The organism is Inquilinus sp. CAU 1745 (assembly GCF_039839375.1).
Lineage (GTDB): Bacteria > Pseudomonadota > Alphaproteobacteria > DSM-16000 > Inquilinaceae > JBDOQU01.
In genome coordinates this window covers 279,940-299,077 of record NZ_JBDOQU010000003.1, presented here as the reverse complement: position 1 = coordinate 299,077, position 19,138 = coordinate 279,940, and the positions used below count along the sequence as shown (strand labels likewise).

At 66.8% G+C, this 19,138-nt stretch carries 20 protein-coding genes; 6 read left to right on the top strand and 14 right to left on the bottom strand.

Annotated elements, in window-relative coordinates; genetic code table 11:
* Positions 1 to 62 precede the first annotated feature (62 nt).
* Genes AAFN89_RS06035 through AAFN89_RS06025 form a run of 3 tightly spaced genes read left to right on the top strand, consistent with a single transcriptional unit; the run spans position 63 to position 1,777 of the window.
* Complete coding sequence (locus AAFN89_RS06035) at positions 63 to 845, top strand: pseudouridine synthase (RefSeq protein WP_347536931.1); 783 nt, start codon at positions 63 to 65, stop codon at positions 843 to 845.
* Positions 820 to 1,389, top strand: a complete 570-nt coding sequence (gene rsmD, locus AAFN89_RS06030) for a 16S rRNA (guanine(966)-N(2))-methyltransferase RsmD (RefSeq protein WP_347536928.1) — start codon at positions 820 to 822, stop codon at positions 1,387 to 1,389. The genes AAFN89_RS06035 and rsmD overlap by 26 nt, the downstream gene beginning before the upstream one ends.
* Positions 1,379 to 1,777 (top strand): GFA family protein, encoded by a 399-nt coding sequence (locus AAFN89_RS06025; RefSeq protein ID WP_347536926.1) that lies wholly within the window; start codon positions 1,379 to 1,381, stop codon positions 1,775 to 1,777. The genes rsmD and AAFN89_RS06025 overlap by 11 nt, the downstream gene beginning before the upstream one ends.
* On the opposite strand, the gene mutL is transcribed toward AAFN89_RS06025, so the two are convergent.
* The 11 genes from mutL to AAFN89_RS05970 all read right to left on the bottom strand — a co-directional run bounded on the left by mutL (position 1,774) and on the right by AAFN89_RS05970 (position 15,241).
* Complete coding sequence (mutL, locus tag AAFN89_RS06020; RefSeq protein WP_347536924.1) at positions 1,774 to 3,564, bottom strand: DNA mismatch repair endonuclease MutL; 1,791 nt, start codon at positions 3,562 to 3,564, stop codon at positions 1,774 to 1,776. The two genes, AAFN89_RS06025 and mutL, sit on opposite strands and share 4 nt — an antisense overlap.
* Positions 3,565 to 3,628: 64 nt before the next feature.
* On the bottom strand, positions 3,629 to 4,447 hold the full coding sequence (locus tag AAFN89_RS06015; protein ID WP_347536922.1) for a M48 family metallopeptidase: 819 nt from the start codon (positions 4,445 to 4,447) through the stop codon (positions 3,629 to 3,631).
* A 105-nt stretch (positions 4,448 to 4,552) separates the two neighbouring features.
* Positions 4,553 to 6,202: a glucose-6-phosphate isomerase gene (gene pgi / locus AAFN89_RS06010; RefSeq protein ID WP_347536920.1), complete on the bottom strand. Its 1,650-nt coding sequence runs from the start codon at positions 6,200 to 6,202 to the stop codon at positions 4,553 to 4,555.
* Positions 6,203 to 6,283: 81 nt separating this feature from the next.
* Positions 6,284 to 7,681, bottom strand: coding sequence for a pitrilysin family protein (locus tag AAFN89_RS06005; protein ID WP_347536918.1), 1,398 nt, complete (start codon positions 7,679 to 7,681; stop codon positions 6,284 to 6,286).
* The gene (locus AAFN89_RS06000) at positions 7,668 to 9,125 is read right to left on the bottom strand and encodes a pitrilysin family protein (protein WP_347536916.1); all 1,458 of its coding nucleotides are present in this window, start codon (positions 9,123 to 9,125) and stop codon (positions 7,668 to 7,670) included. The genes AAFN89_RS06005 and AAFN89_RS06000 overlap by 14 nt, the downstream gene beginning before the upstream one ends.
* Before the next feature lie 58 nt (positions 9,126 to 9,183).
* Entirely contained in the window at positions 9,184 to 9,306 is a 123-nt protein-coding gene (locus AAFN89_RS05995) for a hypothetical protein (RefSeq protein ID WP_347536914.1), read from the bottom strand.
* Between the two features lie 91 nt (positions 9,307 to 9,397).
* Positions 9,398 to 9,958 (bottom strand): DUF3035 domain-containing protein, encoded by a 561-nt coding sequence (locus AAFN89_RS05990; protein WP_347536912.1) that lies wholly within the window; start codon positions 9,956 to 9,958, stop codon positions 9,398 to 9,400.
* A gap of 26 nt (positions 9,959 to 9,984) precedes the next feature.
* A complete protein-coding gene (gene lspA / locus AAFN89_RS05985) occupies positions 9,985 to 10,464 on the bottom strand; it encodes a signal peptidase II (RefSeq protein ID WP_347536910.1) in 480 nt (159 codons plus the stop codon).
* Positions 10,461 to 13,325, bottom strand: coding sequence for an isoleucine--tRNA ligase (gene ileS, locus AAFN89_RS05980; RefSeq protein ID WP_347536907.1), 2,865 nt, complete (start codon positions 13,323 to 13,325; stop codon positions 10,461 to 10,463). The genes lspA and ileS overlap by 4 nt, the downstream gene beginning before the upstream one ends.
* Before the next feature lie 275 nt (positions 13,326 to 13,600).
* Entirely contained in the window at positions 13,601 to 13,885 is a 285-nt protein-coding gene (locus AAFN89_RS05975; protein ID WP_347536905.1) for a MarR family transcriptional regulator, read from the bottom strand.
* Between the two features lie 417 nt (positions 13,886 to 14,302).
* Entirely contained in the window at positions 14,303 to 15,241 is a 939-nt protein-coding gene (locus tag AAFN89_RS05970; RefSeq protein ID WP_347536903.1) for a bifunctional riboflavin kinase/FAD synthetase, read from the bottom strand.
* A gap of 121 nt (positions 15,242 to 15,362) precedes the next feature.
* Here AAFN89_RS05970 and AAFN89_RS05965 point away from each other — a divergent pair, with 121 nt between their 5' ends.
* Together AAFN89_RS05965 and AAFN89_RS05960 are read left to right on the top strand one after the other, a co-directional pair.
* Positions 15,363 to 15,740, top strand: a complete 378-nt coding sequence (locus AAFN89_RS05965) for a glyoxalase superfamily protein (protein WP_347536901.1) — start codon at positions 15,363 to 15,365, stop codon at positions 15,738 to 15,740.
* A 98-nt stretch (positions 15,741 to 15,838) separates the two neighbouring features.
* Positions 15,839 to 16,345 (top strand): ferritin-like domain-containing protein, encoded by a 507-nt coding sequence (locus tag AAFN89_RS05960; protein WP_347536899.1) that lies wholly within the window; start codon positions 15,839 to 15,841, stop codon positions 16,343 to 16,345.
* 12 nt (positions 16,346 to 16,357) lie between these two features.
* Here the strand turns inward: AAFN89_RS05960 and AAFN89_RS05955 are convergent, their stop codons facing one another.
* The 3 genes from AAFN89_RS05955 to folK form a co-directional block, all read right to left on the bottom strand.
* Positions 16,358 to 16,810: a MaoC family dehydratase gene (locus tag AAFN89_RS05955; RefSeq protein WP_347536897.1), complete on the bottom strand. Its 453-nt coding sequence runs from the start codon at positions 16,808 to 16,810 to the stop codon at positions 16,358 to 16,360.
* Between the two features lie 81 nt (positions 16,811 to 16,891).
* Complete coding sequence (locus tag AAFN89_RS05950; protein WP_347536894.1) at positions 16,892 to 17,554, bottom strand: hypothetical protein; 663 nt, start codon at positions 17,552 to 17,554, stop codon at positions 16,892 to 16,894.
* Positions 17,555 to 17,570: 16 nt separating this feature from the next.
* A complete protein-coding gene (gene folK, locus AAFN89_RS05945; RefSeq protein WP_347536892.1) occupies positions 17,571 to 18,116 on the bottom strand; it encodes a 2-amino-4-hydroxy-6-hydroxymethyldihydropteridine diphosphokinase in 546 nt (181 codons plus the stop codon).
* 158 nt (positions 18,117 to 18,274) lie between these two features.
* On the opposite strand from folK, the gene AAFN89_RS05940 reads away from it, so the two are divergent.
* The gene (locus AAFN89_RS05940) at positions 18,275 to 19,135 is read left to right on the top strand and encodes a bifunctional 5,10-methylenetetrahydrofolate dehydrogenase/5,10-methenyltetrahydrofolate cyclohydrolase (protein ID WP_347536890.1); all 861 of its coding nucleotides are present in this window, start codon (positions 18,275 to 18,277) and stop codon (positions 19,133 to 19,135) included.
* Positions 19,136 to 19,138 lie beyond the last annotated feature (3 nt).

The window sequence follows — 19,138 nt, the reverse complement described above, 5'->3', positions numbered from 1 at the left end:
TCCCGCCGAAGGCGGTCAAGCCGCCTTGGCGCGGCTTCCGTTCCGTGCGATAGCTCCCGCCCATGACCGAAGAGACGAAAGCCCAGGGCGGCGACCGCATCGCGAAGGTGCTGGCGCGGGCCGGCCTCTGTTCCCGCCGCGACGCCGAACGCTGGATCGCGGAAGGCCGCGTCGCCGTGAACGGCGCGGTGCTGACCTCCCCGGCCGTCACGGTGACCGAGGCCGACGCGGTCGTGGTGGACGGCAAGCCGCTGCCGGGCAAGACGCCGACGCGGCTGTGGCGCTATCACAAGCCGGCGGGGCTGGTGACGACGGCCCGGGACGAGCGCGGGCGGCCGACCGTGTTCGACCGTCTGCCACCGGCGATGCCCCGCGTCGTCTCCATCGGACGGCTGGATATCGCCAGCGAAGGGCTGCTGCTGCTGACCAATGACGGCGCGCTGGCCCGGCATCTGGAATTGCCGGCGACCGGCTGGGTGAGGCGCTATCGGGTCCGGGTCCATGGGCGGGTCGACCCCGCGAAGCTGGCGGAGATCGCGGGCGGCATGACCGTCTCCGGCCTGCGCTACGGCCCGATCGACGCCGCGCTGGACCGGCAGCAAGGCGACAATGCCTGGCTGACCGTGGGGCTGCGGGAAGGCAAGAACCGCGAAGTCCGGAAGGTCATGGAGGCGCTCGGCTATCCGGTCAACCGGCTGATCCGCACCTCCTACGGCCCCTTCCAACTCGGCAGCCTGGAGCGCGGGGATGTGGAGGAGATCAGGTCCCACGTCCTGCGCAGCCAGCTCGGCGCGTTCCTCGACCAGCCCGACAAGCCCCGTGCGGATCGTCGGCGGCGTTCATAGGGGCAGGCGGCTCCTGACGCCTGCCGGGCAGGACGTGCGCCCGACCGGCGACCGGGTGCGGGAGGCGCTGTTCAACATGCTGGCCCATGCCGGCTGGGCCGATGACCCGCTGACGGATGCCATCGTGCTGGACGCCTTCTGCGGCACCGGCGCGCTGGGGCTGGAGGCCCTGTCGCGGGGCGCGAAGCATCTGACGTTGATGGATACCGATCCCCGGTCGCTGACGCTCGGCCGTCAGAACGTCGCGGCGCTGAAGGAGGAAGGACGGGTCACCCTGCTGCGCGCCGACGCCGCCCGACCGCCGAGGGCGAAGCAGCCGGCGACGCTGGCCTTCCTGGACCCGCCCTATGGCAAGGAGCTCGCCCAGAAGGCGCTGCCGGCGCTGGCGAAAACCGGATGGCTGGCGCGAAACTGCATCTGCGTCGTGGAGACGGCGCGCGAGGACGATTTCACGCCGCCGCCGGGCTTCGCCCTCCGCGATGAGCGATGCTATGGAGAGACGAGGATCACCTTTCTTCAAAGGATCAACGGCGATGGCGAATGACGCGCCAATAACGGCGAGTGGCGGCTGCCTCTGCGGCGGCGTCCGATATGAGATACGGGGGCCGATGCGGCCGGTGGTCGCCTGCCATTGCGGCCAGTGCCGGCGCACCCACGGCCATTACGCCGCCTACACCAACTGCGCCCGCGTCGACCTGACGATGGTGGAGGACAGGAGCCTTTCCTGGTTCCGCTCCTCCGACAAGGCGCGGCGGGGCTTTTGCCGGGAATGCGGCGGGTCGGTCTTCTGGGCGCCCGAAGGCCGGTCCTATGTCAGCATCGCCGCCGGCACGCTGGACGAGCCTACGGGCCTCGCGACCGTCAAGCATATCTATGTCGCCTCCAAGGGCGATTATTACGAGATCACCGACGGGCTGGAGCAGGAGCCCTAACGGCGACCGAACAGCCGTTCGATGTCCGACAGCTTGAGTTCCACATAGGTCGGCCGGCCGTGGTTGCATTGGCCGGAATGAGGCGTCGCCTCCATCTGGCGGAGCAGCGCGTTCATCTCCTCCACCGTCAGCCGGCGGCCCGACCGCACGCTGCCATGGCAGGCCATGGTGGAGCAGACGGCGTCCAGCCGGTCGCGCAGCGTCATCGCCTGGTCAAGATCCGCCAACTCGTCCGCCAGATCGCGTACCAGCCCCTGCACGTCGGCCTGCCCCAGGAGGGCCGGCGTCTCCCGGACGACCACCGCGCCGGGGCCGAAGGCTTCCAGCGTCAGCCCAAGCTCCGCCAGTTCCGGCGCGCGGGCGAGCAGACGGTCCACATCGGATTCCGGCAGGTCCACGACCTCCGGCAGCAGGAGACCCTGGGTCTTCACCCCGCCATCGATCAGGGCCGCCTTCATCTTCTCATAGACCAGCCTCTCATGGGCGGCGTGCTGATCGACGATCACCAGCCCGTCCGGCGTCTGGGCCACGACATAATTCTCATGGACCTGCGCCCGCGCCGCGCCCAGCGGGTGGTCCGGTGCGATCGGCGCGGACGGCGGCTCGGCCCGCGCTGAAGGCGTCTGGAGCGGCGCGAAGTATTCGGCCGCCGGCTCGGCGAACCCGGTGGAATATGACGGCCGGGGCGGCGGCGCCTGATAGGCGAAGGCGAGCGCTGTGGTCGGCCGGAACGCGCCGAGCGTCGCCGTCCCGACGGTGGTCGAGGCCCGGTGGCCGGCCTGCGCCAGCGCATGCTTGATCGCGCCGACGATCAGCCCCCTGATCAGCCCGGAATCGCGGAAGCGGACCTCCGCCTTCGTCGGATGGACGTTCACGTCGACCTCTTCCTGCGGCAGTTCCAGGAAGAGCGCGGCCACCGGATGCCGGTCCCGGGCGAGGAAATCCGAATATGCGCCGCGCAGCGCGCCCAGCAGCAGCTTGTCGCGCACCGGGCGGCCATTGACGAAGAGGTACTGGTGTTGGCCCGTCGCCTTGTTCAGCGTCGGCAGCGCGGCATAACCGGTGAGGTGCGCCGTTTCCCGCGTCGCGTCGATGGTCAGCGCATTGTCCGCGAAATCGCGCCCCATCACGGCTGAAAGCCTGTCCAGCCGGGCGTCCAGGAGATCGCCCTGGCAGGCTGTCAGCCGGACGGGCGTGCGCTTGTCGTCGGACAGGGTGAAGGCGATCTCCGGATGGGCCATGGCCAGCCGTTGGACCACGTCGATTGCGGCGGCGAATTCCGCCCGTTCAGATTTCAGGAACTTCAGCCGCGCAGGCGTGGCGTAGAACAGGTCCCGGACCTCGACCCGCGTGCCCTCGCCGAAGGCTATCGGCTGCGGCTGGCCCACCGCCCCGCCTTCGACGGCCAGCGCCCAGGATTCGCCAGCGCCCCTGGCGCGGCTGGCGATGGACAGCCGGCTGACCGCGCCGATCGAGGGCAGCGCCTCGCCCCGGAAGCCCAGCGTCGAGATCCGCAGGAGGTCCTCGCCCTCCAGCTTCGAGGTGGCGTGGCGTTCGATGCAGAGCGACAGCTCGTCCGGCGTCATGCCGCAGCCATCGTCGGTGACGGAAAGGAAGGTCCGTCCGCCATCGCGCAACACCACATCGACCCGCCCGGCCCCGGCGTCGATGGCGTTTTCCACCAGTTCCTTGACGGCGGCGGCCGGCCGTTCGATCACCTCCCCCGCCGCGATCCGGTTGACCAGCGTCGGGGGCAGCAGGCGGATTGTCCGCATTATCGGAGTCATGTGGGCGACCATCCAGATATGGTAGCGCCGATGCCGCCCTATGGCGAGTGGTGGTGCGACTCCGTCAGGAGTTATAGATCGCCATCGCCTCCGGCATCAGGCTTTGAAGCTGCGCCACCCGGTTGCCCGGCGAGGGGTGGGTGGAGGCGAATTCCGGCGTTCCGCCTCCGGGGGCCTGGGACATCTTCTGCCAGAAATCGATCGATTCCCTGGGATCGTATCCCGCCATCGCCATCAGCCGCAGGCCCAGACGGTCTGCCTCCAGCTCCTGGTCGCGCCCATAGGGCATCAGGATGCCGTACTGGACCCCCGCGCCCAGCAGCGCCGCGATCTGGTCGGCCGAGGCCGCGCCGCCGCTGCCACCGCCCAGCGCGGCGGTGATCACCTGGACGCCGAGTTGCGACGCCTGTGAAGCGCTGATCCGCTGCGCGGCGTGGCGCGCCTGGTTGTGGCCGATCTCATGGCCGACGACCGCCGCAAGCTGGGCATCGTTCTCCATGTAATTGAATATGCCCTCATAGACGCCGATCTTGCCGCCGGGCAGGGCGAAGGCGTTCGCCTCCTGCCCTTCGAACACCACCATCTCCCACTGGTTCGGGTTCTCTCCGGCGGCGGTCAGGAGTCGGCTGCCGACCTGCTCCAGCGCCGCCTGCATTGATCTGTTGTCGGAGACCGGCGTCTCCTGCCGGATGCGCGCCCAGGTCTCCGCGCCAAGCTGCGCCTCCTGCTCGGGAGAGATCAGGATCGGTACCGCGTCCGCGATCTGGCTGCCGGTGGTGCAGCCGGCCATCATGATGCCGGCCGTGCCGGCCACGCCGACCATGAAGCCGCGCCGGCCGAGGCTGGGGTGAGAGCAATGAGCGTGATCGTGAGAGAGGCACATGGAGCTTGTCCCTGAACGGCATCGTTACGGTTCATCAACGCCTCTACGGGCGTTCGGTTCATCCGACGATGGCGCGGCCCTAAGGCGCTTTCATGGCGGGCCGGGTCAGCGAAGACGGCGCGTCTTGTAGAAGGCGATCAGCCCGTTGGTGGAGCCGTCATGGCCGTCGACGGGATCCGGGCTCTCCAGCTCCGGCAATATGCGGCCGGCAAGCTGCTTGCCCAGCTCCACCCCCCACTGGTCGAAGCTGTAGATGTTCCAGACCGCGCCCTGAATGAAAATCTTGTGTTCGTAGAGCGCGATCAGCATGCCCAGCCGCCGCGGGTCCAGCGTGTCGATCAGGATCGAGTTGGTCGGCCGATCGCCGGAGAACATCTTGTGGGGCAGCAGCGATTCCAGCGCCGCGCCCGACTTGCCCGCCTTCTCCAGCTCCGCCCTCGCTTCGGCCTCGGTCTTTCCGAAGGCCAGTGCCTCCGTCTGGGCGAAGAAGTTCGACAGCAGGATGTCATGATGCCGGCCCAGCGGATTGTGGCTGCGGCAGGGGGCGATGAAATCGCATGGGATCAGCTTCGTGCCCTGATGGATAAGCTGATAGAAGGCGTGCTGCCCGTTGGTGCCGGGTTCGCCGAAGATGATCGGCCCTGTCTGGTAGTCCACCGGCCGGCCGTCGCGGTCCACCGACTTGCCGTTCGATTCCATGTCGCCCTGCTGAAGGTAGGCGGCGAAGCGATGGAGATACTGGTCGTAGGGCAGAACGGCGTGGGCCTGCGCGCCCATGAAATTGTTGTACCAGACCCCCAGCATCGCCAGCAGAACCGGCATGTTCTCTTCCAGGGGCGCGGTGCGGAAATGGTCGTCCATCTCATGCGCGCCGGCCAGCAGCTCCTCGAACCTGTCCATGCCGATAGAGATCGCGATGGGCAGGCCGATCGCGGACCAGAGTGAATAGCGCCCGCCGACCCAATCCCAGAATTCGAACATGTTCGCCGGATCGATGCCGAACGCCGTCACCTCCTTCGCATTCGTCGACAGCGCCACGAAGTGCCGCGCGATCGACGTCTCCGCCGCGCCACTGTCGAGGAACCATGACCGGGCGGTATGGGCATTGGTCAGCGTCTCCTGCGTCGTGAAGGTCTTCGACGCGACGATGAACAAGGTCGTCTCCGGATCGAGGCGCTCCAGCGTCTCAGCGATATGGGTGCCGTCGACGTTGGAGACGAAATGCAGCGCCAGGCCCGGATGCCGGTAGGCGGCCAGCGCCTCCGTCACCATCACGGGGCCGAGGTCCGACCCGCCGATCCCGATATTGACGACATCGGTGATGGGCTTGCCGGTATGACCTGTCCAGTCGCCCGACCGGACCGCTTCGGAGAAGGTCCGCATCTGGTCCAGCACCCGGCGGACCGCCGGCATGACGTCCTCCCCCTCGACCGTCACCGGACGGCCGGAGCGGTTGCGCAGCGCCGTGTGCAGCACGGGGCGGCCTTCCGTCCCGTTGATCCGCTCGCCGGCGAACATCGCGTCGCGCCAGGGCTCCACCCCCTGCTGGCGCGCGAGGTCGAACAGGAGGGTCATCGTCTGGCTGGTGACGAGATTCTTGGAGTAGTCGAGGAGAAGGCTGTCGCCGAAGGTCAGCGACAAGTCCCGAAACCGGTCGGGATCGTCAGCGAAGAGACGCCGCAGGCCGGTGTCCTCCAGGCCGTCGCGATGGCGCTCCAGCGCCTGCCATGCGGGGGAAGCGGTAAGCTGCGACATCGGGAGCCTTCCGGGCTGGTGTGGGGAGTTGCGCGGGTTCGGGAAACTTAACTACCAACCCCCGGCCGGCCGTTCCATGGCTCAGGAGCCGCCGCGCCCCAGCTCGCGCGCCACGATGTCGGCCGCCTGCCGCGTTATTTCGGGTCCGATATCATCCGCCGGATCGCCGACCACCACGGTCGCCAGCGCGGCCGGATCGAGCAGCCGTTCCGCGACCGCGTTCACCTGTTCCAGCGTCACCGCCTCCACGCGATCGTTGCGGGTGTCGATATAGTCGATGCCCAGATCGTGAAGCTGCATGAAGAGCAGCGTGCCAGCGATCCGGTCGGTGGAGGTGAAGGCGAGCGGGAAGGAGCCGGTCATGTAGGTCTTGGCCCCGTCGACCTCCTCCTGCGTCGCGCCTTCCTCCTTCATCCGCCGCCATTCCTGGCGGATCAGGTCGATCGCGGTCGCGACGTTCTGGTTCGTCAGCGAAGTGTCGAGCATCAGCATCGTCGTCTTCTCGTTCTCCACCAGGTAGGAGGAGACGCCGTAGGTCAGCCCGCGTTCGGCGCGCAGTTCCTGGGTCAGACGGCTTTCAAAGCCGCCGCCGCCCAGAATGTAGTTCATCACCAGCGCCGGGTAGTAGTCCGGATCGTCGCGGGAGATTCCGGGCTGCGCCATCAGCAGGATGCTCTGCGGCCCGTCCCGTTCGACCAGGACCGTCTGTCCCTGTCCCTGCATCTCCACTGCCGGGATATCGAACGGCGCACTTTCGGCTGGCAGGCCGCCGAAAACATCGTCCAGCACCGGCGCCAACTCCTCGGCTGAAATGTCGCCGGTGACGCCGATCAGCAGATTGTCGCGGGCCAGCCTCTCCTCCACGAAGGTCCGGAGGTCCTCCACCGTCAGATCGTTCAGCGTTTCGATGGTGCCGCGCGAGGGGTCGCCATAGGGATGGTCCGGATAGGCCAGATCGTAGAAGGCCCGTCGGGACAGCCAACCGGGATCGCCTGTCTGCTGGCGGATGGAGGCGGCGACGGCGGCGCGCATCCGCTCGACCGGCTCCTCATCGAAGCGCGGCTCGTTGATGGCGAGGCGAAGCAGTTCGAACGCCTCGCCGGAGAAGCGGGAGACGGTCTGGAGACTGCCGAAGAAGGCGTCGGGGCCTGCATCGAAGGAAAGGGAGATCGCCGAATCGGAGAGACGGCCCTGGAATTCCTGGCTGTCCAGATCGCCCGCCCCTTCGTCCAGCAGGACGGAGACCAAGTTCGCCCGCCCCGCCTTGCCTTCCGGATCGGTCGCGGTCCCGCCCAGGAACGCGAACTCCATCGAGATCACGGGAATGGAATCGTTCTCCACCAGCCAGGCTTCGATGCCCATCGGGCTGACCACCCGCTCCACCTCCACCGCGCCGGCCGTGACGGGCGTGAGAAGGCAGAAGCCCGCCAGCAAGGAAAAAAAGAAAAAACGTAGGCTTTTGTCGTCATTTGTCATCATTCAGCGCCTCCTCGGCATCGGGCGCTTCTTCTGCCGGGGCGCCCGGCGGCGGCGCGGCGGCGACCGGGCTGGGCGGCGCTTCCGGCAGAAGCAGGCCGGTAACGGCGCGTTCGGCCGTCAGCACGGCCTCCGCCGCGGCGCGGACCTCTTCCGCCGTCACGGCGCGGATACGGTCGGGCCAGCTTTCCACATCCTCGATCGTCTGCCCCGTCGCCAGCGCCGCGCCCAGCGTTCGTGCCGGGCCGAACAGGCTGTCGCGGGCATAGTCCGCGGCGATGGCGAGACGGGTCTTCGCGGCCTCGACCTCCGCCTCCGGCACGCCTTCCCGGACGATGCGGGCCACCTCCTCCTCGAACGCCGCCTCGGCGTCCTCCAGGTCGGTTCCGGGCGTCGGGGCCAGGACGGCGACGAACACGCTGTAGTCCAGGTCATTCGGCGAATAGCCGGTGCCGGCGCTGACTGCCAGCCCCTGATCGATCACCAGAGAACGGTAAAGACGGCTGGTCGGTCCGCCGCCCAGCACCTCGCTCAACACCTGCAGGGCGTAGGCGTGGCCATCAGGATCGTTGGCGTAGCTGGGGGCGAGATAGAGCCGCCGCCACAGGGGCTGCTGCACCGTCGGATCGGTCACCACGACACGCCGCTCCCCTTCCGCCCCGGGCTCCATCGGCCGGACGCGCTCGGGCACCGGGCGGGACGGGATCTGGCCGTAAGTGGCCTCCGCGAGAGGGCGCAGCGTCTCCGCATTGATGTCGCCGGAAACGACGAGGATCGCGTTGTTCGGCGCGTACCAGGTCTGGTAGAAGCTTTCCACATCCTCCAGCGTCAGTTCCGCGATCTCGTGGGACCAGCCGATGATCGGGATGCCGTAGGGATGGTTCTGGAAGAGGGCGGCATACATCTGTTCGTTCAGCCGCGACCCCGGCACATTGTCCACCCGCTGGGCCCGTTCCTCCAGGATCACGTCGCGTTCCGGCAGCACGACCGCGTCGGAAAGGGCGAGGTTGACCATGCGGTCCGCCTCAAGCTCCATCACCAGCCTCAGCCGGTCGGACGCGACGTTCTGGTAATAGGCGGTGAAATCCCAGCTCGTGAAAGCGTTATCCTGGCCGCCTTCCCGGCTGATGCGTTGGCTGAACTCCCCGTCGGGAACGGTTTCGGTCCCCCGGAACATCAGATGTTCGACAAAATGGGCGATGCCGGACTTTCCCCACGGCTCATCCGCCGCGCCGACCTTGTACCAGACCATATGGCTGACGACGGGGGCGGTGCGATTGGTGACCACCACCACCTGCATGCCGTTGTCCAGCGTGAAGGTTTCCGGATTGAAGACCTCCGCCCGGACGGGCGGGGGCAGCAGCGCGACGAGAAGCAGAAGGAAGGCGGCCCCCGCTCGATGGATGAAGGCCCACGGCGTCGTTTTCTTCCCGTCGTCCCGCGTCACCTTATGTCCTCGCCTGTTCCGAGCCTGCGTCAGAAGGTGGGGCCGATGGCGCTGGAAATCAAAGGGTCATCATAGGATTCGCCGCTTCACGGATGGCGAAAGGCCGAGCGGGGTCTCGTTCGGCATCGACGCCGCATGGATGCTGGATCAAGTCCAGCATGACATTGTTTTTGTTGGTCATTCCGGACTTGATCCGGAATCCATGGGCCGCCGCGGCTTCACTGGCGGAAAAGAACGGGTGCGCTCCCCCGGCGTGCCATTGCCAATCAAAGCTAGAAATCAAACAGGCCTTCCAGCGGCGCGGGGTCCTTGCGCTCGATCACCGGGACGTCGCCTTCCGTGATCGGCCGGCCCAGCGCCTGGTTCGCCTGGATGCGCCGCGCTTCGGCCTCCGGATCGACGATGGTGCCGGCGGGCTGTTCGTCGCGCCAGAAGATCAGATTGTCGACGAAGCCCTGGTCGGCGACCAGAAGCTCCGTCGATTCCTGGTCCACGATCTGCCGGATGTTGGGGTCGGCCGAAGCGGCGCCGGCCTGGGCCAGAAACGCGTTCTCCCCGGCGCTCACGCCCGGGTCGATGACGCCCGCCGATTCCCCCATCACGACCTCCATTCCGCGCTGGGACGCCGTGCCTTCCTGGGGCCGGGGCGCGCCCGGGCGCGGCGGTTGCAGGCTGAAATCGGGCGGCATGGAAAGCGGCGCGCGGGAGACGACGGCGAATTCGTCGGGGACGTTGCGGTCCAGCCCAAACGCCTGGTTGACGCTGTCGCAGCCGGAAAGGACGAGGCCGCCGACCACGAAGGCGGCGATCGGGAAAAGCACGTTTCGGGTCACGGATCCGTCCCTTGATGTCTCAATTTTCATTTCGCGGTCTCCGCTGCGTCCCGGCGACCGAACAGGCTGTCACAGATCAACAGGACGACGCCGACCGTTATTCCGGCGTCGGCCACGTTGAAGGCGGGCCAATGATAGCCCAAAAGATGGAAATCCAGAAAGTCGGCGACCGCGCCGAACCGCAGACGGTCGACGACGTTGCCGATCGCCCCGCCGATCACCATGCCCAGCGCCAGCGCGACAAGCGACTTGTCGGCCTTGCGCAGCCAGTTGACGAGGAAGCCCGTGATGGCGAGCGACACCGCGATCAGCGCCCACCGCACCAGTTCCGCCTCATGGGCGAACATGCCGAAGCTGACGCCCTGGTTCCAGACCATCACGAAGTTGAAGAAGGACGTCACCTCGATCACGCGCGGCGGCTGCATGACCAGATCCAGCACCAGCCATTTCGTGATCTGGTCCAGGACGAGGACGATGGCCGCCGTGACGAGGCCGAGCCGCATCATCGCATCGCCTCCACCGCCTCGGCGCAGCGGCCGCAGAGCGTCGGATGGTCGGGATTTTCGCCGACCTCCGGCAGGACCTTCCAGCACCGCTCGCACTTCTCCCCCTCGGCCAGGCCCGGAACGACCGCCGCGCCCTGCGCTTCGGGCAGGCGGAAGGCGTCGGCCGGGCCATCGCCGGCGACAATGGTGACGGAGGACGCGATGACGATATCCGCGAAATCGACCGTGTCGACCACCGCCTTCAGATCGTCGGCCAGATAGACGACGGGATGGGCCTGGAGGGAGGAGCCGATCTTCTTCTCCGCCCGCATCAGTTCCAGCGCGCCCGTCACGGCCCGGCGCGCCTGCCGCACCTTCTGCCATTTGGCAGCCAGCGTCTCGTCCCGCCAAGAGGACGGCACCTCGGGAAGCTGCCGTTCGTGGACGCTGCCGGCATCGTCGCCCATCCGCGTCAGCCACGCCTCCTCCGCCGTGAAGCAGAGGATCGGCGCCAGCCACGCGGTCAGGCAATCGAACAGCCGGTCCAGCACGGTGCGGACCGACCGCCGGCGCAGCGAGGCCGGCGCGTCGCAATAGAGCGAGTCCTTGCGAACGTCGAAATAGAAGGCCGAAAGCTCCACGGCGCAGAAATTATGGAGCGCCGTCGCCATCGTGTGGAAATCGAAATCCGCAACCGCCTGCCGGACCAGCCCGTCCATCTCCGTCAGCCGATGCAGAACCCAGCGCTCCAGTTCCGGCATCTCGGATGGGTCGACCTTCTCAGCCTCGGAGAAGCCGCCCAGCGCGCCCAGCAGGTAGCGCAGCGTGTTGCGCAGCCGGCGGTATGAATCGGCCTGGTACTTCAGGATCTCCGGCCCGATCTTCATATCCTCGGAATAGTCCGACGACACGACCCAGAGGCGCAGGATGTCCGCCCCGCTCTGCGCGATCACGTCCTGCGGCGCGGTGACGTTGCCGAGCGACTTCGACATCTTGCGGCCCTGCTCGTCCATGACGAAGCCATGGGTCAGAACGGCCTCATAGGGCGCGCGGCCGCGCGTGCCGCAGCTTTCCAGCAGGGAGGAATGGAACCAGCCGCGATGCTGGTCGGACCCTTCCAGATAGAGCGAGGCCGGCCATTTCTGGTCGTCGCGCTGTTCCAGCACGAAGGCGTGGGTGGAGCCGGATTCGAACCAGACATCGACGATGTCGAAGACCTGCTCGTAATCCTCCGCCGAATAATCGTCGCCCAGGAAGTCCTGCGGGTCGCGGGAGAACCAGGCGTCCGACCCCTCGGCCTCGAAGGCGTCGGTGATGCGGTCCAGCACGGCATCGTCGCGCAGCGGCTCCCGCGTTTCCTTGTTCACGAAGATCGCGATCGGCACGCCCCAGGCGCGCTGGCGGCTGATGACCCAGTCGGGCCGCATCTCGATCATCGAGGAGAGGCGGTTGTAGCCCGAGGGCGGCACGAAGCGCGTCTCCTTCAGCGCCTTCAGCGCCGTCTCCCGCAAGTTATTCTTCTCCATCGAGATGAACCATTGCGCGGTGGCGCGGAAGATCAGCGGGGCCTTTGAGCGCCAGCTATGCGGGTAGGAATGCCGGAGCCGGCCTTCCGCCAGAAGTCCGCCCGCCTCCTTCAGCGCCGCGACCACGGCCTTGTTGGCCGGGCCGGGGCGGCCTTCGGAGGTATAGACCGGCAGCCCGGCGAAGAGCGGCATGGTGGGCGCGTAGCGGCCATCCTCCATCACCGTCTCCGACGGTTCGATGCCATGGCGGCGGCCCAGCTCGAAATCGTCCGCGCCGTGGCTGGGCGCGCAATGGACGATGCCGGTGCCCTGATCGGTCGTCACGAAATCACCCGGCAGGGCCGGCACCTCGAAATCGAAACCCCGGCCGCTCAGCGGGTGGCGGCAGATGGTGCCGGCCAGCTTCCCGCCCTCGAACGTCTCGACGCAAATCCATTCCAGGATGCCGGCGGTCTCCGCGACCGAGGGCGCCAGCTCCGTCGCCACGACCAGCAGTTCGTCGATTTGCGCGGCGCTGCCTTCCGCCACCTTCTTCACGCGGTAGAGGCCGTAGGTGATCTTCTCCCCATAGGCCACCGCGCGGTTGGCCGGGATGGTCCAGGGCGTCGTCGTCCAGATGAGGATCGACGCGCCCGCGAGCTCCGCCAGCGACGGCGTCACGATCGGGAAGCGGACCCAGATGGTGGTCGAGGTGTGGTCCTGATATTCGACCTCCGCCTCGGCGAGTGCGGTCTTCTCCACGACCGACCAGAGGACCGGCTTCAAGCCGCGATAGAGCCCGCCATTCTTCAGGAATTTGTGGATCTCCCGCGCGATCTGGGCTTCGGCGGGTCTGGTCATGGTGAGATAGGGATTCTCCCAATCCCCCATCACGCCCAGCCGCTGGAACTCGTCGGACTGGACATCGACCCAATGGCGCGCGAACTGCCGGCATTCCTCCCGGAACGCCAGGACGGGCACCTCGTCCTTGTCCTTGCCGGCGGCGCGGTACTTCTCCTCGATCTTCCATTCGATCGGCAGGCCGTGGCAGTCCCAGCCGGGGACGTAAACCGCGTCCTTGCCGGTCATCTGCTGAGACCGGACGATCACGTCCTTCAGCACCTTGTTGACCGCGTGGCCGATATGGAGATGGCCGTTGGCGTAGGGCGGGCCGTCATGGAGCACGAACGGCTCCCGCCCCTTGGAATCGGCGCGCAGCCTGTCGTGGAGCCCGGAATCGGCCCAGCGTTTCAGCAGCTCCGGCTCCTTCTTCGGCAGGCCGGCCCGCATCGGGAAATCGGTCTTCGGCAGGAAGACGGTCGCCTTGTAGTCGACGGGGTGGTCGGCGGCCGGCTTGTCGGTGGTGTCAGCGCTCATCGGAAACCTCGAACGGCCGATCGGCCGTGGCTCATGGCAGAGCCAATTTTGTTACGTGCATTGAAAATCGTCGCGGCGCGGAAACGGCCGCCTGTCCGGCCGCTCAAGTGAGGGCCGGGCGGCTAATTCGTTCCACAATGGGTATCTGACGCGCATTCCACCGCATGGCGCGCGGATGTTAGCGAATCGCCCCGGCGGGTCAAGGCTGGAGCGTGGGTCGGCTCGTCAGTCGGGTAGTCCCTCCGGCAGACCCGAGTAAGCGGGTTGCGCTAAAATCACTCCTCAAGCAAACCTTCGATAGTCGAAAGAACCCTTCGGCCCTGGTCAGTCAGATAGACAATCTTCTCCCGACGGTTGTTCGGGTTTTCCTGTGCAACAATCAGATTGTGGCCCAGTCTTCCTTTCCGATGCACTTTGGATAGGGCGGCGACGTTGCGAGAGATGCTCGCTTGCGCCAGTCCAAGGAGATCGCGGAGCTTCTGTTGTGAAACCCCATTGGCCCCCGCCTCAGCTACATGAATGAATATCAACGCGGTCTGCATTTGCATTTCCGTGTCCATCTTACGGAACTCGTCAAGAACAAGGCTCAGTTTCCTCGTTGCCCGAGACATCATTCACTTCTCTCGAATTGCTGGTTGCCGAAGCGGAAAAGGCCGCTCATCACTGCATGACGGTGGTTTCACAATGCCACCTCGAGCATCTGGGGAGGTGTATATAGGGCTTCCGCAATTTGCGCATTGAGCGTGTAAAGGGCGATTGCACGCTCGCGATCACCCTCGGCCCACTCCAGACAACGGTCGAACCGCTCAAACGAGAGCGCGTGCTCCAAATCCGTGCGAGATACAGCCTGATCCATTGAGCTTGATTTCTTACTTGATCCGGGCTGATTCTAGCTGCGTAAACCCCGGTACCGTCTCTGCTTCTGGCACGCGGCCGGGGTAAATTCTTTCCAGACACGCTGCGGTCGGAGATTCTCTTCACCGCGATAGTGCCTCGCGCGCCTGTTGGCTGTCCTCGTCCATTCGGGCGATTAGGGCGTCGAGGCTGTCGAATTTCATCTCGCCGCGCAGGAATTCGACAAGCTGGACCCGGAGGTGCCGGCCGTAGAGGTCGCCGGAGAAATCGAACAGGAACGCCTCCAGCAATGGCCGGGATGTCCGGAACATCGGACGGACGCCAAGATTGGCCACGCCGTCGCGCCACTCTATCGCCCCGCCTTCGTCGATGCCGGCGCGGATGGCATAAACCCCGAAGGCCGGGCGCAGATAATCGTCGAGGTCGACATTGGCGGTCGGGTAGCCGAGCTCGCGGCCGCGCTTGTCGCCATGTTCGACCCTGCCCTCGATCTCCCACGGCCGGCCCAGTATCTCCGCCGCCTCGCGCGGCTTGCCCTCCGCCAGCAGCTCGCGGATTCGGCTGGAGGAATAGGCGCCGCCCGTTTCGTCCGAGGCCTGGGTGACGACGCTGACACCGAAGCCGTAGGTCTCCCCAAACCCTCGCAGCGTGTCGGCGTTGCCCTGCCGCTTGTGGCCGAAGCAGAAATCATGGCCGATCACGACATGCCGCGCGCCCAGCCCGCCGACCAGCACCTCGCGCACGAAATCGTCCGCGCTGCGGCGGGAGAAGGCTTCGTCGAAATGCAGCACGATGTGGAGGTCGACGCCCAGCGCGTCGAGCAACCGCGCCTTGATGCGGAAGGGCGTCAGCCGGAAGGGCGGATCGTCGGGGCGGAAGATCGCGCGGGGATGCGGTTCGAAGGACAGGACGGCGAGCGGCGCGCCCAGCCGCCGCGCCTGCGACGCCGCCTCCGCCAGCACGATCTGGTGGCCGCGATGCACGCCGTCGAAATTACCGACCGCGACGACCGAGCCCCTGAGGTCGTCCGGCAGGCCTTCATAGTGCCGGAAAAGATGCATGGTCCTCTTCGAACGCGCCGGTAGGTCCCGCCGGCCGCCTTCGGGCCAGCGCGGAAGGACTATAGGAAGACCGCCGCCGCCGCACTAGGATTCGACGCCGTACTCCAGGCAAGGATCATCCATGAAGGTCGACCGCGCGATACCGCTCCTGCGCATCTTCTCGATCGAGAAGGCGCGAGAATTCTATCTGGACTATCTGGGTTTCACGGTGGATTGGGAGCACCGGTTCGATCCGGCCGCGCCGCTCTACATGCAGGTATCGCGGGGCGGGCTATCCCTGCACCTGACGGAGCATCACGGCGACTGCACGCCCGGAAGCGCGATCTTCATCGAGATGAGCGGCCTGTCGGACTTCCATCGCGAACTGCGCGGCCGAGACTATGCCTACCTCAATCCCGGCATCGAGGAGCCGCCCTGGGGCGGACGGCTGATGATTCTGATCGACCCGTTCGGCAACCGGCTGCTGTTCAACGAGCGGGAGGAAATGCCGCAACCTTAGGCGGAGTGGCCTCCCTTCATTCCGGAACCAGCCTGACTTTTTCCTGTTAGCGACCATTGACGAGGCGCCATCCGGGCGCCGGCAGGAAGGGACGCGACATGGCGACAGGCAATGATCGACTGATCCAGTGGCTTCGCGACGCGCATGCGATGGAGAAGCAGGCGGAAACCATGCTGGAAGCCCAAGCCTCAAGGCTGGAGCATTATCCTGAGTTGAGGCAGCGGATCCGGGAGCATATCTCCGAAACCCAGAACCAGGCCCGGCGGCTGGAGACCTGCATCGAACGGTTGGGGGCGGACACCTCCACCATGAAGGACGCGGCCGGGAAGATGAGCGCCATGATGCAAGGGCTCGGCGGCGCGCTCGCCGACGATGAGATCATCAAGGGCTCCATGGCCGGCTACACCTTCGAGCATTTCGAGATCAGCGCCTACACCACGCTGATCGCGGCCGCCGAGGAGGCGGGCGACCAGCAGACGGCGTCGGTCTGCCGCGAGATTCTGCGGGAGGAGAAAGCGATGGCCGACTGGATCGAACATCACCTGCCGGCCGTGACGAAGCAATATCTGGAGCGCGAGGAGTTGGGCGGCCCGGCGAAGCGGTAGCGGTTCGGAAGATCAGGCGGCGCGCGACGGCACCATCACCACGGCCTCTCCATCGACCACCAGCGTGTCGCCGACGAAGCATTGGGTCAGCAGCACCGCGCGGCGCTTCTCCGGGATCAACTCGATCACCGTGCAGCGCGCCACCACCGTCTGGCCATGGCGGACCGGCGCGGTGAAGCGCAGAGACTGTGAGACATAGATCGCGCCCGGCCCCGGCAGCTTGGTGCCCAGAACGGCGGAGATGAAGCCGGCGCTCAGCATCCCGTGTGCGATCCGGCCCTTGAAGCGCGTCTTCTCCGCATAGTCCTGGTTCAGATGAACGGGATTGGTGTCGCCGGAGATGCCGGAGAACAGGATGATGTCGGTTTCCGTCAGCGTCTTGCCGTAGCTGGCGGTCATGCCGACCGACAGATCCTCGAAGAACAGGCTGCCGACCTGATCGTCCCAGCGCCTTACGTCATCCATATATCGTCTTCCCTCGGCGTCATGCCGGTGCTGCATTGCAATATAGTCGATCGCTGAACAACAGCAAGCAGTCGGGGAATATTATGGAAAGGCAGCGGCCGCCGTCAGGGGCCGTGGACCGGACGCCGGCGCGCGGGCGACCGGGTCTTCCCGATGCTGTATCAGATAGAACGCCGCCACCGGAGAGTTGTCGGTGATGAAGAAGCTGACGGAGACGGTCTCGCCGGGCAGGATCGTGCCGCCGGTGAAGGCGACGCCGTCATGGGGTTCTTCCGTCGCGCCGACGCGGGGGAAGCGGTCGGAAGCGATCGTCCGGGCGCGTTCGTCGCCCTGGGCGAAGGACAGGCCGTCGCCATAGGAGCTGGGGGCGCCCAGCATCTCCTGCAGTTCCAGCGCATAGCCGCTCCAGGGCCGGTCGGTCGCGTTGGTGACGATCTTGACGATCGCGAAGCCCGTGGAATGGCTAGTCCGCGCGCGGTTGCCGAAGGTGAAGGACAGCCCCCGCACCGTCAGGATCGCCGGTTCGTCGCCCGTGATCTCCTCCGTAACCACGAAGGGATCATCGACCCTGCCGCTGCCGGTGACGCCGCGCAGCACCGCACCGCCCCGTTCGTCGGAAAAGGTGATGCCCTCGACGGTGAAGCTGTTCTGGGCGAGCGACACGGCCGGGCAAAGAGCGAGGAGGACCCCCAGGGCCAGCGCCTGGAGCCGGGAGCCTGTCTCGCGATCCGCCCGCCCCGTCATGGGGTGGAGTTTGGCGTCAGGGCGCGCGGGCGTAAAGGGGCTGGCCGCCTTCCGCATCGGAGGAGGAGGCGTCGGCGTCGAGATCGCCGCGCTTCTCGATGCCGCGCAGGGGACCCAGCGCGTCGAGCATCTGTGCGACCGTCCGTCCCGTCTCCGGATGCACCCAGCCCGGCGCGATGTCTGCCGCCGGGGCCAGTACGAAGGGCCGTTCGGGAAGGCGCGGATGGGGGATCTCCAGGCCGGGCTCGGCCACCACCTCCTGCCCGTAGAAGATCACGTCGATGTCGATCTGCCGGGGGCCGTAGCGGCGCGACGGCGTTCGGCCCAGCCGGCGCTCTAGGTCCTTGACGGCGGCCAGGAGGCGGTCCGGGCCCATTCCCGTCTCCGCCGCCACGGCCATGTTCAGGAACCGGTCCTGGTCCATCACATACATCGGCGCGGTTTCGTAGACCGGCGAAAGGGCGGTGACGTTCAGGAAGCGCCCGAGGCCCGATACGGCCGCCCGGAGGGCGGCGGCGCGGTCGCCCAGATTGGCGCCGATGCCCAGAAGGACGGGGGTCATTTTTGCTGGGAAACTCCGTGCCTGAAAAAGGGGCGACCAGCCGGGGGCGTGCCGCTCATGGAACATTAAGCGGAGGTTTATGGCCTTGTAAGGACGGAAAGTCGAGGCTATCCAAGCCTCTCCACGCCCTACCCGGAACCGACGGACGGATCGACAGCATGGCAGACGCCACTCTCCTGCGGGGCGCCCCGCTTGCCGAAACGACGCGCGGGATCATCGCCGAACGGACCGCCCGGCTGAAGGAGGAAGGCGTCGAACCGAGGCTGGCGGTGGTGATTGCCAGCGCCGATCCCGCTGTCGCCAAATATGCCGAGGCGAAGGGCCGCACGGCCGCGAAGCTGGGCATCGCGCTGGACGTGGTCCATGTCGATCCCGCCGACGGCCAGGCGGCGCTGGAGCGGGCGGTGGCCGGTCTTTCGGCCCGCGCCGATATCCATGGCATCCTGCTGGAACTGCCGGTCGACAAGCCGCTGGACGCCGAGGCGGCGATCGCGCTGATCGACCCGAAGAAAGATGTCGACGGGCTGACCGCGATCAATCTGGGGCTGATCGCCGCGGGGCGGGAGAAGGACGCCATCGCGCCGGCCACGCCGCTCGCCTGCATCCGGCTGGCGGAAAGCGCCACCGTCCTGCGCGGCAAGCGGGCCGCCGTTGTCGGGCGCGGACGGTCGGTCGGGCGGGCGCTGATCCCCATGCTGATCAACCGGGACGTGACGGTGACCGTCTGCCACACAAAGACGCCGGACCTGGCGGCGGCGATCGGCCCTTGCGAACTGGTCTTCGCGGCGGCCGGCGCGCCGGGGCTGGTGACCGGATCGATGCTGCGGCCGGGCCAGATCGTGATCGACGCCGGCATCTCCGTCGTGGACGGCAAGGTCGTCGGCGATGTGGACGCAGAGACGGCGATGCCGCGCGTCGCGGCGCTGACGCCGGTGCCGGGCGGGGTGGGGCCGCTGACCTCCACCCTCATCTTCGACAATCTGATGACGGCGATCGCGCTTCAGCGCGGGAAGGAATGACGG

Coding starts and splice junctions, on each gene's coding strand:
- AAFN89_RS06035 (WP_347536931.1), top strand. CDS start 63: ATGACCGAAGAGACGAAAGCCCAGGGCGGCGACCGCATCGCGAAGGTG.
- AAFN89_RS06025 (WP_347536926.1), top strand. CDS start 1,379: ATGGCGAATGACGCGCCAATAACGGCGAGTGGCGGCTGCCTCTGCGGC.
- mutL (WP_347536924.1), bottom strand. CDS start 3,564: ATGACTCCGATAATGCGGACAATCCGCCTGCTGCCCCCGACGCTGGTC.
- AAFN89_RS06015 (WP_347536922.1), bottom strand. CDS start 4,447: ATGTGCCTCTCTCACGATCACGCTCATTGCTCTCACCCCAGCCTCGGC.
- pgi (WP_347536920.1), bottom strand. CDS start 6,202: ATGTCGCAGCTTACCGCTTCCCCCGCATGGCAGGCGCTGGAGCGCCAT.
- AAFN89_RS06005 (WP_347536918.1), bottom strand. CDS start 7,681: ATGATGACAAATGACGACAAAAGCCTACGTTTTTTCTTTTTTTCCTTG.
- AAFN89_RS05995 (WP_347536914.1), bottom strand. CDS start 9,306: ATGACCAACAAAAACAATGTCATGCTGGACTTGATCCAGCATCCATGC.
- lspA (WP_347536910.1), bottom strand. CDS start 10,464: ATGATGCGGCTCGGCCTCGTCACGGCGGCCATCGTCCTCGTCCTGGAC.
- ileS (WP_347536907.1), bottom strand. CDS start 13,325: ATGAGCGCTGACACCACCGACAAGCCGGCCGCCGACCACCCCGTCGAC.
- AAFN89_RS05975 (WP_347536905.1), bottom strand. CDS start 13,885: ATGGACACGGAAATGCAAATGCAGACCGCGTTGATATTCATTCATGTA.
- AAFN89_RS05970 (WP_347536903.1), bottom strand. CDS start 15,241: ATGCATCTTTTCCGGCACTATGAAGGCCTGCCGGACGACCTCAGGGGC.
- AAFN89_RS05965 (WP_347536901.1), top strand. CDS start 15,363: ATGAAGGTCGACCGCGCGATACCGCTCCTGCGCATCTTCTCGATCGAG.
- AAFN89_RS05960 (WP_347536899.1), top strand. CDS start 15,839: ATGGCGACAGGCAATGATCGACTGATCCAGTGGCTTCGCGACGCGCAT.
- AAFN89_RS05955 (WP_347536897.1), bottom strand. CDS start 16,810: ATGGATGACGTAAGGCGCTGGGACGATCAGGTCGGCAGCCTGTTCTTC.
- AAFN89_RS05950 (WP_347536894.1), bottom strand. CDS start 17,554: ATGACGGGGCGGGCGGATCGCGAGACAGGCTCCCGGCTCCAGGCGCTG.
- folK (WP_347536892.1), bottom strand. CDS start 18,116: ATGACCCCCGTCCTTCTGGGCATCGGCGCCAATCTGGGCGACCGCGCC.
- AAFN89_RS05940 (WP_347536890.1), top strand. CDS start 18,275: ATGGCAGACGCCACTCTCCTGCGGGGCGCCCCGCTTGCCGAAACGACG.